The 15,191-nt window shown below is 59.4% G+C and carries 11 protein-coding genes; 1 reads left to right on the top strand and 10 read right to left on the bottom strand.

Translation table 11 applies throughout. The annotated features are described in order from the left end of the window. Positions 1-23: 23 nt before the first annotated feature. The 7 genes from AC1MEA_RS18465 to AC1MEA_RS18435 all read right to left on the bottom strand — a co-directional run bounded on the left by AC1MEA_RS18465 (position 24) and on the right by AC1MEA_RS18435 (position 10,478). Positions 24-2,462, bottom strand: coding sequence for an efflux RND transporter permease subunit (locus AC1MEA_RS18465; protein WP_480417018.1), 2,439 nt, complete (start codon positions 2,460-2,462; stop codon positions 24-26). Further along, complete coding sequence (locus AC1MEA_RS18460; RefSeq protein WP_449634169.1) at positions 2,459-3,541, bottom strand: WD40/YVTN/BNR-like repeat-containing protein; 1,083 nt, start codon at positions 3,539-3,541, stop codon at positions 2,459-2,461. The genes AC1MEA_RS18465 and AC1MEA_RS18460 overlap by 4 nt, the downstream gene beginning before the upstream one ends. A 200-nt stretch (positions 3,542-3,741) precedes the next feature. Further along, the gene (locus AC1MEA_RS18455; RefSeq protein ID WP_480417017.1) at positions 3,742-5,106 is read right to left on the bottom strand and encodes a DUF1329 domain-containing protein; all 1,365 of its coding nucleotides are present in this window, start codon (positions 5,104-5,106) and stop codon (positions 3,742-3,744) included. 34 nt (positions 5,107-5,140) lie between these two features. Next, on the bottom strand, positions 5,141-6,829 hold the full coding sequence (locus AC1MEA_RS18450; RefSeq protein ID WP_219060079.1) for a DUF1302 domain-containing protein: 1,689 nt from the start codon (positions 6,827-6,829) through the stop codon (positions 5,141-5,143). Between the two features lie 92 nt (positions 6,830-6,921). After that, entirely contained in the window at positions 6,922-8,394 is a 1,473-nt protein-coding gene (locus tag AC1MEA_RS18445; RefSeq protein WP_480417016.1) for an NAD-dependent succinate-semialdehyde dehydrogenase, read from the bottom strand. 10 nt (positions 8,395-8,404) lie between these two features. Beyond that, a complete protein-coding gene (locus AC1MEA_RS18440) occupies positions 8,405-9,424 on the bottom strand; it encodes a dihydrodipicolinate synthase family protein (protein ID WP_219060081.1) in 1,020 nt (339 codons plus the stop codon). A 28-nt stretch (positions 9,425-9,452) separates the two neighbouring features. Beyond that, positions 9,453-10,478 carry an ornithine cyclodeaminase family protein gene (locus AC1MEA_RS18435; protein ID WP_449634172.1) on the bottom strand — a complete coding sequence of 342 codons (1,026 nt, stop codon included), beginning with the start codon at positions 10,476-10,478 and terminating at the stop codon, positions 9,453-9,455. Between the two features lie 268 nt (positions 10,479-10,746). On the opposite strand from AC1MEA_RS18435, the gene AC1MEA_RS18430 reads away from it, so the two are divergent. Continuing rightward, positions 10,747-11,526, top strand: coding sequence for a FadR/GntR family transcriptional regulator (locus tag AC1MEA_RS18430; RefSeq protein WP_480417015.1), 780 nt, complete (start codon positions 10,747-10,749; stop codon positions 11,524-11,526). A gap of 35 nt (positions 11,527-11,561) precedes the next feature. Here the strand turns inward: AC1MEA_RS18430 and AC1MEA_RS18425 are convergent, their stop codons facing one another. From AC1MEA_RS18425 to AC1MEA_RS18415, 3 genes are read right to left on the bottom strand one after another with little or no spacing between them, the layout of a single operon-like run. Then, a complete protein-coding gene (locus tag AC1MEA_RS18425) occupies positions 11,562-12,944 on the bottom strand; it encodes a c-type cytochrome (RefSeq protein ID WP_480417014.1) in 1,383 nt (460 codons plus the stop codon). Between the two features lie 6 nt (positions 12,945-12,950). Further along, positions 12,951-14,597 (bottom strand): GMC family oxidoreductase, encoded by a 1,647-nt coding sequence (locus tag AC1MEA_RS18420; protein ID WP_480417013.1) that lies wholly within the window; start codon positions 14,595-14,597, stop codon positions 12,951-12,953. Continuing rightward, positions 14,590-15,123: a sugar dehydrogenase complex small subunit gene (locus AC1MEA_RS18415; RefSeq protein ID WP_480417012.1), complete on the bottom strand. Its 534-nt coding sequence runs from the start codon at positions 15,121-15,123 to the stop codon at positions 14,590-14,592. The genes AC1MEA_RS18420 and AC1MEA_RS18415 overlap by 8 nt, the downstream gene beginning before the upstream one ends. Positions 15,124-15,191: the final 68 nt, after the last annotated feature.

Below are 15,191 nucleotides of genomic sequence, written 5' to 3'. Positions count from 1 at the left end.
TTTGAGCCTTTGAGCGGTCCCGGCTAGCGGCCGGTATGCTCCAGTACGGCCATATCCACGTTGCAGGACAAAGACTCCGATTTTGTTGCCGAACCCTGCTGCGACTTCAACAGGAAGACGGACAACGAAGGCACCAGGACCAGGGCGCCTAACATGTTCCACAGGAACATGAACGCCAGTAACGCCCCCATGTCAGCCTGAAACTTGATGGGGCTTGCCAACCACGTGGAAACGCCGATGGACAGGGTGATGCCGGTCAGCATAACCACCTTGCCGGTAAAGATTAACGAGCGGTAATAAGCCATCGAAAGGGGCTGCCCGGCCTTCATTTGCACCAGCATCACCGACAGGATGTACAGCGCATAGTCGACACCTATACCGACGCCCAACGCGATCACTGGCAATGTTGCTACTTTCACGCCCATGCCCAAAACGACCATCAATGCCTCAGCCAGTATCGAAGTCAGCATCAGCGGCAATAATGCGACGACGACTGCGCGCCAAGAGCGGAAGGTGATCAGCGCAAGTAACGCGACAATGGCATAAACCAGCAGGTTCATCTGTCGCCACGCATCAGTGACGACCATGTTGGTAGCCGCCTCAATGCCGGCCGTCCCGGCTGCCAGCAGGAATTTCACATCTTCGGTGTTGTTGGCCGAAGCAAACTGTTCGACGTGTTTGACGACCCGCGACAAGGTGGCTGCCTTGTGGTCGGTCAGGTACACGTAGAGCGTCAGCAACGAGCAGCTGTCGTCATAGAGCCCGCGCGGGGCGCTGGCAGTAATCGTGTTGAGCATGTCCTGATTAGGCACAAAGTCGTACCACTTGGGGTTGCCTTCGTTCAGTGCCGCGCTCATGCGTCGGCTCAGCAGGGCCAGGGTATCAGTGCTTTCCACCCCTTCGAGCTGGCGCAACTGCCACTCCAGGGCGTCCACCTTATTCAAGGTCGGTAGCGCAGAACAGTAACCCGCCGAGGTTTTGACCATGATCGCCAGCACGTCGCTGGAAGCACCATAACGGCTGTTCATAAAAGCCATGTCGCGGTTGTAACGGCTGTCCTGGCGCAATTCCGGCGCGCCGGGGTCCAGGTCGCCGATTTGCAGATGGCTGGCAACGATCAACCCGCCGATGGCCAGCAATACACTGACGGCGATTGCACCGATGGCCCAGCGGCGCTGGGTGAAACGGTCGAGCAGGCGCCATACCAGATGCCTGGCCGCCCCGCTCTGCTCGGCGTGTTCGGCGCGCAAGCTGCGCTGTGCGGCACGCGGCGAGACGCCGACGTAGCTGAGGATCACCGGCAGCAGGATCAGGTTGGTGAAAATCAGAATTGCGACGCCAATCGAGGCGGCCAGCGCCAACTCGCGAATCACCTCGATGTTGATCACCAACAGCACGCCGAAGCCGACTGCGTCGATCACCAGCGCGGCCATACCAGCACCGAACAATCGACGGAAGGTCAAACGTGCGGCCGTTAGCTTGCTGACGCCTCGCCCGACATCCTGCAGGATGCCGTTCATCTTCTGCGAGCCGTGGCTCATGCCGATGGCGAAGACGAGGAATGGCACCAGAATGGAATAGGGATCAAGCGCAAAGCCGAGGGTCGGCAGCATGCCGAGTTCCCAGACCACGGCAATCAACGAGGCAACGACCACGGCAGCGGTGGAGCGCCAGCAGCGGGTAAACCAGTAGAGTACGGCGCTGCTCAGGGCCAGGGTGATGAGGAAAAACAGCAACACGCTACGCACCCCATCGATCAGATCGCCGACCAGCTTGGCGAAACCGGTGACATGCATCTCATAGCCGCGCGCTTCGTACTTGTGGCGTAATTGCTCCAGAGACTCTGCCAGTGCGGCGTAGTCCAGTGCACGTCCTTCGGCATCTTTGGCGAGCAACGGCACGAAGATAGCCGTGGAACGGAAGTCGGTAGCGACCAGGCGGCCGATTTCGCCGGAGCGTGCCAGGTTAGCTTTCAGTTGTTGCAAGCTGGCTGGAGATCCGTCGTAGCCGTCCGGAATCACCGGGCCGCCCTCCAGGCCCTCCTCGGTGACACCTGCCCAACGAGTCGACGGCGTCCACAGCGACTTCATCTGCATACGATTGACACCGGGCATCAAGAACAACTCGTCGTTCAACTCACGCAGAGCGTCCATGTACTGTGCGTCATAGACAGTGCCCTTGGGATTGGCCAGAGCAATGCGCACGGCGTTGCCAAGCCCTACCAGGTCTTTCTCATGGGCAGTGAAGTTCTGGATATAGGGATGCCCTTGCGGAATCATCTTTTCGAAGCTCGCAGAGAGCTCAAGATGACGCAACTGGCTAGCGAAGAAGACCGTAAACAGGAAGCACAGCACCACTACAATCAAGCGATGGTTGAATATCGCGCGCTCGACCAGTGAGCCGGAACGGGAGTCGAAATCGGCCATTGGGGCACGTCCTGGCAGAGAGATATTCAGATTCATTTCAGACCCTCCGCGCGCCCATCGAGCCGCAGCGTGGTCAACCCGCGATTACTGAGCAATACAACGTTTTCGGCATTGACCAGCGCGATGCCGTTCAGCGATGGCAAGGCTTGCTGACTCAACTGCACCAGACCGCCATGCTGCAGGCCGAGCACATGACCGGCTTGGGTCACAAGGTAGAGGGAGCCGTCGGCACCGAGGGCGGAGCCGGTGAATGAAGACGCATCGGCGGCCGTGAGACGCTGCCAGGTCGCCCCGTTGTCAGGGCTACGCAACAGGCTGCCTTTAAGGCCGGCGACGACGATATCCCGCTCGCCAGACAGTTCGGCCGTGAACAGACTGCCCTTGTAAGGGGTTTGCAGGCGCTCGAACGTGGTTCCGTCATCTACGGAGCGCAGCACCAGACCGCGCTCCCCAGCCACCAGCAATTCATTGCCGCGTTGGCGAATCGCATACAGGTGCAGTCCGTCAGGATTGTCCAGGCGCCCCATCCAGGAGCTCCAGTTCTGCCCCTGATCCGGCGAAGCGAAGATCATGCCGTACGCGCCGACCACCAACAGGCGACCTTGATTGTCGATCGCAACATCGAGAAAGGGCTTGTCCGGACCTTCGTCCATCAGCAGCTGTGCATTACCGACCAGCGCAGCATTGTTGTCCGCCTTGGCGGCCTTTAAAGCCAATTGAGCAGCACGCTGGCCGTCCAGGCGCAGCTCCCAGTGCTCGCCACCGTCGCTGCTGGTCAACACCACGCCGCCGTGACCAACGGCAACTCCCTGCTCACCGGCGAAGCGTACGGCCGTGAGGGTCACGCTGACGGGGACGACGCCCTGGTGCCACTGAACGCCGCCATCATCGGACAGTAGCACCATGCCACGCTCGCCCACCGCGACCAGGCGGTTGCTGCCGGTGACGGCAGCGCCCAGCAGGACAGCTTGCTTTGCCTGGTTGGAGACCAAGGCCGTGCGGTGGGCTGGCTCGCCGACCTCGGAGTTCTGCACCGAAGCGACGACGCACATGGAGATTCCACAGAGCATCGCCCCAAGCACGCCGCTGCGCACCTTGTTGGATTTGCGACTCATGGGCATTGCCTCTTGTTGTTGTTTTTAGTGACAGCCGCGCTTTCCGGCTGTTGTGAATCGAGTGTATGGACTGCGCCCGGTACCAGCTACGCATCGGCTTCTAATTCAGATATCTACAAAATGCAGATCTTGAGTGGGGCTGATGCAGAAAAAACGAAGGGGCCTCTCGGCCCCTTCGGTTGTGTGCAGGCATGGCGGTTTCAGCGCACGCTGTTACCGGCCAGACCGTCCGGCGAGAACACCTTGTCGTTGTCGAGTTCCTTGAGCACGTATTGCTTGGGCTTGCTGTTGTTGAGCTGGGCTACGAAGGCGGTGTCCGTTTGCAGGTCGTTGTAGCCAAAGGTGGAGATCGCCGATCCCGGCAATTCGGGTACTACGATGACCTGCGACCACAAGGTTCGCCATAGCTGGCCGTTGCCATCCCATCGATCAGCAAGCACGCAGATCCAGGTGTCCTCGTCGCAGTAGTAGCGGCTCTTGGCGGCCTGATGGCGCTGGCCGCTACGCACGTTTGCCTCGACCACCCACACACGATGCTTCTCCCAACGCACGTAATCCGGATTCAGCAGGTTGCCTTTAAGCAACTCCTCGTCCTTGGTCGGCTGTAGCATGCGGTTGACGTTGTAGGGGATGAACAGCTCCTTCTTGCCTATCATTTTCCAGTCGAAGCGGTCCATACGGCCGGTCCAGGTGTACATCTCATCGAAGGTCATCACGCCGGCGGCGGCTGGCGTTGGAGTATCACAGCAGCCATTGGGCAACTTGCGCACCCGGCGCTGGCCTTTCAAATAGACCCAGGTCTGTAACTTGTCGGCATCAAGGTACTCGTGAGCCAGTAGCGCCTCGCCTGCACGCAACGGTGGTCCGACGTTGCGGATCGCCACCTGCCAGAACGGCTTGCCTTCGCTCTCGAATTGTTCGAGGTTGCTGTTCTTGTCGTAGTACGGCAACTGCTCGTTGATCTCGGCATCGGTGACCAACACGGCGCGGCCATCGGCGACAATTTGATACCAGTTGTTGAAATGCTGGAAACGGGCGCCGCGCCAACGCAGCACGTGGTTCCACATTATTTCTTCAGCGCTATGGGGTATCGGGTATGGAATCCCGCCGTAGACGCCTTTGGGCACGCCCTTATCCAGCGAGCCTCGGGTCGCATTGACGAAGGTATTGTCATATACCCATTGCGGAGCAGCCGCAGTGCGTCGGGTCGGGTAAACGTCCAGACGGAAACCCGGGTACTTTTTTAGCATCGCCTGCACCCCGTCGCTGAGGTTGCCGACGTACTGCGCCATGTTCTGCGCGGTGATCGAGAACTGCGGCTTTTCATCCTTGAACGGATCGCCGCGTCGTCCACCCGGAACGTCGCCAGGTGTCGGTTTGGTAAGCCCACCGGTCCAGGCAGGAATGGAACCGTCGGCGTTACCGGCCTTCTCGGCGCCCACGGGGGTCAAGTCTCCCCCTTTCAAACGCTGGGCCTGGTCGGCTGGAACCGCCGCATGGACGGGCAAGGCGCTGGCGCAGGCCAGCAGCGCCAGCACTGTCCCGAAGGTAAGAACCTTATTCATGACTTCTCCTCATTCTTGTTTTTAAACGGACTGATCAAAAGCTGCGGCGGACGGTGAAGGCGACAAAGTCCCGGTCGGCACGGGCCTGCTTGTAGCTGTAGGAATTGGTGTCATCCAGAAAATTGCCGGATGGCCCGAAGAAGCGCGTGTAGGCCAAATTGAGGTTCCAGGCGTTCATGTACAAACCATTGACGCCGAGGGTGACATCACCACCGTTCTCTGGCGGTACGGCCGCCGGGCCGAGCGGGTTACGCGAGCCCTTGGGCGTAAAACCGACGCCCATCGGCAAGCTGATGTCCCAGCCGAGCATTGCCTGGCGGTACATCGGTTTGAACACCGCACGCATCGACCAGGCGTCGCGTGTGATATTGGGGTCCAGGGCCGCAACGCCGGCGACGGTGGCGTCGCAGTTCTGCGTGCAACTGAGCAGACGGGTCCATGCCACTTCGGCCGCCAGGCTCGCCTCGTTCCACAGTGCCGTTCGTGGCACCGTCCAGATGGTCGAGAGGTTGACATGGCCGGTATTGCCCACCGCATAGGCGGGATGATCGCGGTTGTCCGGCACGGGGCCACCCAACGCGGAGGTGTCGACAGCATGCGTGGTAGCCAGCGACTGGCCCTTGCGTATCGAGGCTTCCATCGCCAGGTTCAAGTCGCCAAAGCTGCGGCTGGCACTAAAGCCGTATAGCTGGGTGTCCTCGTGGTAGGCCAGGTAATAGCCGGTCGGCAGGACTGGCCCGAAGGCGCCGAACGGCTGCCCAAGGCTCGTGACCTGCTGGAAGTCCTTGTCATGAAATTGCAGCGCATAGAATCCCAGGTCGAACTCGCCGACCTGCCAGCGCACCTGCACACCAAACTGCCCGGAGTCCTTGGCATCGCGGTCTGACTCCTTGACGGCCGACAACCCGGTAGTCGGATCAAGCACCAGCCGCTCGGCGCCGGCACCAACGATATCGGACACCGAGAAATAACTCCCCGAAGCAGGGATGCGGTTATGCACGTAACGGAATTGATAATAAGCACCGATCGACAGGGAGTCGTTCAGTTGCCACTGTGCCGACACCTGCGGCACCGGAAGCACGAACTCCTTGGCCTCCGCCGTCGGGTCATCGAGCAAGCGGGTCGTATCGAACGGGCTCTGCGCACCGGCCACCGCGTTGTTAGCGAAGAACAGGCTTTCGCCCCAGACCAGCGAGTGCTGACCAAGGCGGCCGGTCAGCTCGGTGCCACCCAGTTGCAGGCGCCCGAATACGAAGGCATCGCGCAGCTCGGCGTTGCGACCTTGCTGGTCCCGTGTCGAGTGCGTAAATGAGTCCTGGCCGACGGAAAGCTGGTTAGGGTAGGCGCCACCGGCAAAGCCAGGGTTGTCGTTGTCACGGTTGTAGACAGAGTCGTACCAGCCATCGGCACTGATCCGCGCACCGAAACCGCTGGAGTGGACGACGTCCAGTTCGCTGAACAGTTCACCGCGATTGGAAACCAGTCCTGTACTGAAATTCCTGTCACCGTCATCCTGGTTTGGATTCGACAACAACCCGCTATCGCGCTTGTCGACGCGGAACATGGCGGAGTAGCGCAGCGAGTTATTCCAGTCGACCTTCAGACCATCATCTGACTCCCAACTAAAACTCGCCCAACTCTGCGTGGGTGACAAGGCACCGACCGTAAGGACGATTCCCAGGGCGACCGGTAAACGAACACACTTCTTCTGACGATATGTCATGGCACTACCTGCTTTTATGATTGTTTTGGGGGCCACATTGCGGTGAAACGACCCGCTGCATCGTCATGCCGCGGGTCACGTGTTGCTGTGTGCTACATCGGCGTCACGCCGTCCCAGCACAGGTACTTGATCTCGAGAAATTCTTCGATCCCGTAGTGCGAGCCCTCGCGACCAAGCCCGCTCTGTTTGATGCCGCCGAACGGCGCTACCTCGCTGGAAATCAGTCCGGTGTTGATCCCGACCATTCCCACTTCCAATGCTTCGGCAGTGCGCCAGATACGCGCCGCGTCACGGCTGAACAGGTAGGCGGCCAGGCCAAAGTCGGTGTCGTTGGCGATGGCGATGGCTTCGGCGTCCGTGCCAAAACGCAACAGCGGCATGACCGGACCGAATGTCTCATCACGGGCAATGGTCATGCTCAGCGTCACCTCCGAGACCACGGTCGGCTCGAAGAAGGCACCGCCCAGCGCGTGACGCTTGCCGCCTGCGAGCACCCTGGCACCACCGGCCACGGCATTGTGCAGATGCTCCTCGACCTTCTTCACCGCAGCGGCATCGATCATCGGACCGATCTGCACGCCCGCCTCCAGGCCATTACCCACTTTCAGTTCCGCGGCGCGGCGGGCCAGACGATCAGCAAGCTGGTCATAGATGCCCTCCTGGATCAACACCCGGTTAGCGGCGATACAGGACTGGCCGGTATTGCGGAATTTGGCATTGAGAATCCCCTCCACCGCGAGGTCCAGATCAGCATCCTCGAACACGATCAGCGGCGCATTCCCCCCAAGCTCCATCGAGCATTTCTTGATGGTTTCGGCGGACTGCGCGAGCAGCACGCGGCCCACCTCGGTGGAACCGGTAAAGGTGATCTTGCGCACCAACCGGTGACCGGTGAGAACGTTGCCCACCGACCGCGTAGCGTTGCCGGTCAGCACACTGAATACGCCAGCGGGTATGCCGGCACGGCGCGCCAACTCGGCCAGCGCCAGGGCAGTCAGCGGCGTCTGGCTGGCGGGTTTGACCACCATGGAGCAACCAGCGGCCAGCGCCGGACCAGCCTTGCGGGTGATCATCGCCGCGGGGAAGTTCCACGGAGTGATCGCCGCGCACACGCCAATCGGCTGTTTCAGCGCGATGATGCGCTGGGTTTCCTTCGGTGCCGGGATCACGTCACCGCGCACCCGTTTTGCTTCCTCGGCGAACCACTGCAAAAAGGACGCTGCATAGTCGATTTCACCCCGCGCCTCGGACAGCGGCTTGCCTTCTTCCAGGGTGATCAACGTGGCCAGATCGTCCTTGTGTTCGACCACCAGTTGGTACCAGCGATTGATAATGTCGGCACGCTGTTTGGCGGGGACCTTGCTCCAGCGCGTGAAGGCTTCGTGGGCCGACTCGATGGCGAATTCGGCTTCTGCCTCCTTGCACACCGGCAACTCAACCAGCACCTCACCATTCGCCGGGTTGCGGACGGCGTACTTGCCGTGAGGGGTCTGCTCGACCCATTCGCCGTTGATGAAGGCGCCCTGTCGCCACAACGAAGGGTCTTTCAACAATTCAATGCTCATCGACAGGTCCTCAGCAGGGGAATCGGCCGATCAGGTACTGGCTGTCGTCGTCCGAGGTGCACTCGAGCTTCGACGCTACCAGCCCCTGACGCAGGACCTTCATCAGGCGATCCGGGATACGCCCACCCGGAGCGCGCAGCGGACCACCATTGAAACCGGCCAGCCAGTCCATGTATTTCCAGTGCGCACGGTTGATGTAGTTGGAACCCGCCATATAGGCACCGGTAGCCGCGCCCACCGCGCCGCGCGCCGGCTGAATCTGCCAGTGCAGTTGCATGGCCTCTTCCCACTTGCCATTACGGGCGAGGTCAAACATCTTCGGAAAATGGTTGCCCATCCACTGGGTGTAACTGGTGCCGGAAAACTGCAGGTCCATGAACTTCATCAACGGAATCACGTCGCTTTCGATCGGACAGCTGATGATCACTTCCTCACCAAAGCGGTGATAGGTCTCGATCAGACCAGCCACATGCGGGAAGCCCTGTTCAGCTTTGATCGCCACGATGTTCGGACAGTCATCGAGAAGACGACGGATCAACTCGGGGGACATGCCTTGCGGATGCACCCGCTCGAAGCCCCACAATGGGATAGGAAACAGCATCACAGCCAAGTCGGTGGCGTCGCACACGCTCTTGGTGTAGTCGTAAATTTCCTGCTCGCTGGTCGGCCAGAAGTTCGACGGATAAGACAGCAGCACGATGTCGGCACCCGCCTTCTCAGCCAGTTTCAGCGCCTCGATATTCTCGGCCAGGGTGCCAAAGCCGGCGTGAAAGAACAGGCCCAGCTTGTCGCCTGTAGTCTCTTTGGCCCAGGCAGTGAACTGCGCGTTCTCCTGCGGGGTGATGGCGACTTCGGTACACAGCAATGTGTAGGTGAAGCCAAGGTCCGCGACTTTCTGAATGTCGTGACGGATACCCTGTTCGTTGAGGTGCTTGAGGTCAGTGCTGTAGCTGGGAATGGTCACCCCAGAGCAGCCCACCAGCATTTCATTGGCCCAGGCACGGGCGTCTTTGCGTTTGTAGTTGGCCATTATTGTTGTTCTCCTTGGATAGGGTGAATCAGCGGTCAATCGTCACGATGCCCGCAGGGATGAGTTGGTACCGATTGCTGGAGAGCGCCTCGCGCAGCAACATCTCGGCAGTCACGACGTCCTGCAGGGCGCTGCCGACCGACTTGTAGATGACGATGTCGCTGGCTGAACGACGTGCGGGTACCTGGCCGGACACCACCGCGGCGAGACTGACGGTCTTGCTCGCCACATCCACGCCGTCACGGGTCGCGACAAGGGAATCACCCGTCTCGTGCAGCACTTCTTCGGGCATGTCGGCGATGATCAGGTCGGCACGGGCCATGGCGGCCGAGTCAACTTCGCGCTGTTCCGGCAGCGTGGAGCCAACCGACAGCACCACCATGCCTGGCTGCAGCCATTCACCCAGCAGCACCGGCGACTCGTCACGACTGCGTGCGGCGCAGATCACGACATCGACACCGTCGATTGCCGCCTGCGCGCTATCGACGACCTCCAACTGCAGGCCGTGGGATTCGTCAAAGGAAGCGGCGAACTTGGTTCGACTCGCAGGGGTCGGGCTGAATACGCGAGCCAGGGACACTTCGCGCACCGACAACAGCGCAGTCAGCATGCCCTTGGCGACAGAACCGGAGCCAATCACGCCCACACGCAGGGCGCCCTCGGGAATCACTGCATTAGCAGCCACCACCGCAGTCGCGGCAGTGCGCAGGTCGGTGATACGGTTGCCGTCTACCAGCGCGGCCAGCTCCATGGTCCGCTGATCAAACAGAGAAATGAGGTAGCTGGCGCGACGAATTTTTGGTGAGGCGGCAATCAGCTTGCACCCCATGTACTCGCCCGACGGTGAAACCGCACACAGGCTGCGCAACCAGAAGCCCTCACCGCGGGCCATGATGCGCGGCGGGACCATGGCGTCCTTAATGGGCTTGGCGTAGGCCTCAGTGAGGGCCGCTATAACCTTCGGCCACTTAGCCAGTTCAGCGATGTCCGTGTCCCTGATAAAGGGCGTCGAGACTTCAAGCTTTTCAGTGTTTAGGGAATGTGCAACGTCCATAGAAACCTCCGGATCTCGTTGAGCCGGAGTTTATGAACTGCACCGGAGGCGAGCTACGCAAGCCGGCCTAATACAGATATCTATAAAACAAGACGCTTGGATGGCCTTCTGAGAACGCAGCAACCCCGCAGCACAAGAAGGCCGAAAAGCTCTTCGCAATCAAAAATGGATAACTGCTTTATCCAAATCGAGATGGATTCTCCTGCCTGATCAAGGTGCGTCAGCTGCCTATAATGGAGCGTCGCAACCAGCCGAAGCCCTGCCCCGAATGATCGACAACATCGAACCACCTCCCCCCCGCCGCAAGCGCCAGAGCTTTACCAAAACATTGGTTGTGGAGCTTTCCCGACAAATCACCGAAGAGGTGATCAAGTGCGGCGAGAAGCTGCCGACCGAATCGGAAATCATGAGCGCACATAACGTGAGCCGAACGGTGGTACGTGAGGCGATCTCCAGATTGCAGGCGTCTGGCTTGGTGGAAACCCTACATGGGGTGGGCACCTTTGTGCTGGATAATCTCAACACCCACGGCTTGCACATTGATCCGGCAACCATCGCCACATTGCGGGAGGTGATCGACATTCTAGAGTTTAGAACCAGCCTGGAGGTGGAAGCCGCAGGGCTCGCTGCCAGTCGTTGCAGCGCCGAGGATGTCGCCTTGATGCGTAAAGCGCTGGATGAGTTCAATCAAGCTCTTCACTCAAGCAACGTTGTGGCGTCGGACTTCCGGTTTCACTACCAGATCGCATTGGCGACCCGTAATCGTTACTTCACCGACATCATGTCTCACTTCGGGCCCGGTATTCTGCCGAGAACGCGCCTTAACTCGGCGCTGCTGGCTCACAGCGATCCAGAGCAATACCAGGCACGACTGATTCGCGAACATGAGGACATTTATGAGGCGATCGCATGTCGGGATGCTGATGCAGCACGGGCCGCAATGAGATTGCACCTTACAAATAGCCGGGAGCGGTTGCGCAAGGCTCATGATCAGGCGGAGATGACGAACGTGCTGTTCGGCATCCCGCACTCATGTTGCCGGAGATAACGCACAGGTGATGTGCAAAGGCTCAAGCCATCTTATTAAGCACGGCGCCGACGACGGATCAGCCAGAAAACCAGCACGAGAAGGACAATAACACCCACAACAATGGCCCCCTGAGCCAAGGCCGCCAGATGGGATTTCGCCCCGCCAGCACGTTGCTGTTCGACTTGATCCACGCTGACCTTGGCGCCGGGATTGCCGTAGTGTTGGGTCAGGTAATTGGCCAGCGTCGCGATCTGATGGTCAGTCAATTCCCTGGCGAAACCGGGCATCCTCACATCCGAGCCATCGCTTTTACGATGAATCCCTTCGAGGATGACCATCACCAGGTTATGGGTGTTGCTCCGACCGACCGCCGTGTTGTGCGACAACGAAGGCAAGCCTCCGTCGAAACTGCCTTGGCCCTGAGCCTGGTGGCAAGTACCGCAGTAGCCATCGTAGATTTGCGCACCGGTCATCTTGTTCGGATCGGCAGGCAATGCAACGCCACGCAGGCTGCTCAGTTCATCGGTTTTCTGACCCAGGGCATAAACCGGCTTACTGTCCGCAGCTTCACGCTGCGCAGGAACGCTTTTGATGTAAACCGCGATAGCTTTCAGATCAGCGTCGGTGAGGTACTGCAGGCTATGGTCGACCGCTTCAGCCATCGGCCCGGCCGCTTGGCCCTTACCCAGACTCTCGCCCGTCTTCAGGTATTTGATCAACTCCTCGGTATCCCAACCGCCAACCCCGCTGTTGAGGTCTGATGTGATATTGGGCGCGTGCCACGTCCCGACGTCACCACCCGCCAGTTCCTTCGAGGCCACCTCGGCCATCATCAGGTTGCGTGGCGAATGGCAGGCGCTGCAGTGGGTCAGGCCTTGAGTCAAGTAGGCGCCCCGATTCCATTCAGTGCTTTGCGCAGGGTCGGCCTTGTAGGGCTGACTATCGAGGAACAGCAGATTCCAGCCGGCCATCGATAAGCGAATGTTGAACGGAAAGGGTAGCTGGGTCGGCTTCGGTGCAGTCTCCACGGCGGCGACATCGTTCATGAAGTAGGCGTACATCGCCTTCACGTCGTCATCACTGACCTTGGCGTATGAGGTATACGGCATGGCGGGATACAGATGCTTGCCATCAGCGCGGATGCCTTTGCGCAACGCGTCACTGAATTGTTCCAGGGTGTAATTGCCGATACCGACCGTTTTCGAGGGGGTGATGTTGGTGGCGATGATCTCGCCAATCGGTGTTGGCAATGCCAGCCCACCAGCAAAGGGCTTGCCTCCGGGCACGCTGTGGCAGGCCACACAATCGCCGGCAGTAGAAAGGTATTTACCGCGCTGGATCAATTCGTTGTCAGGAGTCGAAGCGTTGGCGTGCAGCGTGACGATACTGGTGGCCAGGATAACCAGATGGCCGATGAGGTGTTTTTTCCAGTTCATTGAAGGTCAGCCTCGCACGTGTTCGATCGATGAGCCGAAGGGCGATACGCGAGCAATGATGCGATCGGGCAGTATGTGATGCGCGGTACGTAGCGCCAGGGCCACGCCCGTCAATGTCGAGTTCATGGTTGCCGCGGTAGGCATCACACCGGTGCTGCAGATGAACAGGTTTTCATGATCGTGGGTTCGACCGAAGCTGTCACACACCGAAGTTTTGGGGTCATCCCCCATGCGCATGGTGCCGGTGATGTGCTGGTTATTGGCGAAATTACCCTCTGCGCTGTAGCGCACATTGGTACCGCCCATGAGTTCGACGATGCGCGCAAAATCCTTGTGCGAGGCCTGTGCGCCACGCCGGGTATAGTCGTCGATGGCGTAATGCGCCTGCGGTTTTGGAATGCCCAACGCATCTTTCTGCGAGCTGAGGGTGATGCGGTTTTCCGGGTTTGGCAACACCTCTAGAACGTCCTTGAGGCTCATTTCGAACGCGGCGCGGTGACGCAGTTGCTTCTCGAACTCCGGACCATAAACGCCGTTGGCGATCAACGAATCGGTAGCGCTGTTGACTCGCGAAATATTGGTGAAGTCCAGGCGGTAAGGTGCGTGTTCTTTGCGAAAGGCACCGTCGCGCATGGTGTTGATCGAGCTGGGACTCTGTGGCCCACGGCCCAGCCACAACTCCTCATCGGCGTCAAAGGTGACCGAGGTGCTTGGGTGATCCATCAGGTTGCGGCCGACCATGCCGGAACTGTTGGCGAGGCCATTGGGGTATTTATCGCTGGCAGACAGCAGCAACAGCTTGGGACTCTCGATACCGTTGGCGGCGAGAATAAAGGTCTTACCGGTGACTCGATGGGACTTTTTATCCGGGTCGAAATAATGGACCGCTACGATCTTGCCTCTGTCGTCATGCTCGATACGGTAAACCACCGCATTGATCTGCATTTTGACGCCTGCATCCACCGCTGATTGAATCGCGATGCCGCCATGGTATTGCGCGTCAATCGGGCAAATCGGCTGGCAACTGTTGTTGCCACAACAGGCAGGTCGGCCGTCGTAACTGCGACTGTTGCGTGCGGTTGTATTACCCACCACCGCGTAGGTCGGAGCAAGCCGCTCACGAATGCGACGCATGGCGTAGGGCTCGGTGACGGGTTCCATCGGAAACGGCTTGCTGCGCGGCGAGCCGGTATTTTCCGCACCCGAGACGCCCCAGATCTCTTCCGCTTCCTGATAGAAAGGGTCGAGTTCCTCATACGTCAGCGGCCAGTCGACGCCCACGCCATACAGGCTGTGGATGCGCATATCGCCCGGTACCACGCGCCAGGCCTGAGCCGCCCAGTGCCACGTCGTGCCACCGATACCACGAATGTATTCCGCCGGATACGGATAGGGTCCGGCCTGCACCAGGTAGCCGTTATCGACAGGCTTGTAGACTGGATGTGGCGCCCATTCCGAGCAGGTATAAGGTGACATCCAATCGCTTTTGCGCGTGGAATTGCGGAACGCCGCAACTATCCGGCCGCGTTCAATCGGCCCGCCAGCTTCGAGAATCAGAACAGATACGCCCTGCTTCACCAATTTCAACGCCGCCAGCGATCCGCAGATCCCCGAACCGATAACGACAATATCAGCCGATAGCTGGTCAGACATTTGGCACCTCTTCATTTGGTTTTTTTGCCCAGCTGCCATAAGGACCATAGGCATAGGTCGGCGGCTTGAGCACATCAGCGACAATCACGGCGTTAAGGGCATTTTCGTAAGCAAGACAGCGCGCATGCTCACCACTGCCCACGACGCCCATGAACCAGGCAGTGGCGATTTTTCGCGGAACAACTGCTAATGGCGACTGTTCGTCATCAAGCATCTTTTGCAGCTGAAGGGGGTCGATCTTGCGTTCGTTGACCAGTGCCAGCAGGTCTTTGACGCCACTGGCGAAGTTCGGATCATCGGCAAGCAGCGCCCGGTACAGGTTTTTCGCCAGCTCACTGTCGAGGGTCTGGCGCCCGGCGATAATCGCCGACATGGCGACAAACGCACCTTGGTCCGCGCTGTCTACAGGTTCGGCCAGCGCCCAGGGAATCAATGACGCGGTGTAAGCAGTCACCAGGCTCTTGAGCAGGGTCCGCCGGGTGGGCTTCATCGCATTGGAGCTCTTTATCGTGTTCAGGTTATTCATGTCTTTTCCTGCGATAACAGGTCATTGAAGGGTCGAAAGCCCCCACAATTCGGTTGGGCTTGTGGCCT

This window comes from Pseudomonas sp. ASL8 (assembly GCF_056680355.1).
Note: the sequence above shows the minus strand (reverse complement) of the source record. Positions and strands in the feature narration are given on the sequence as shown.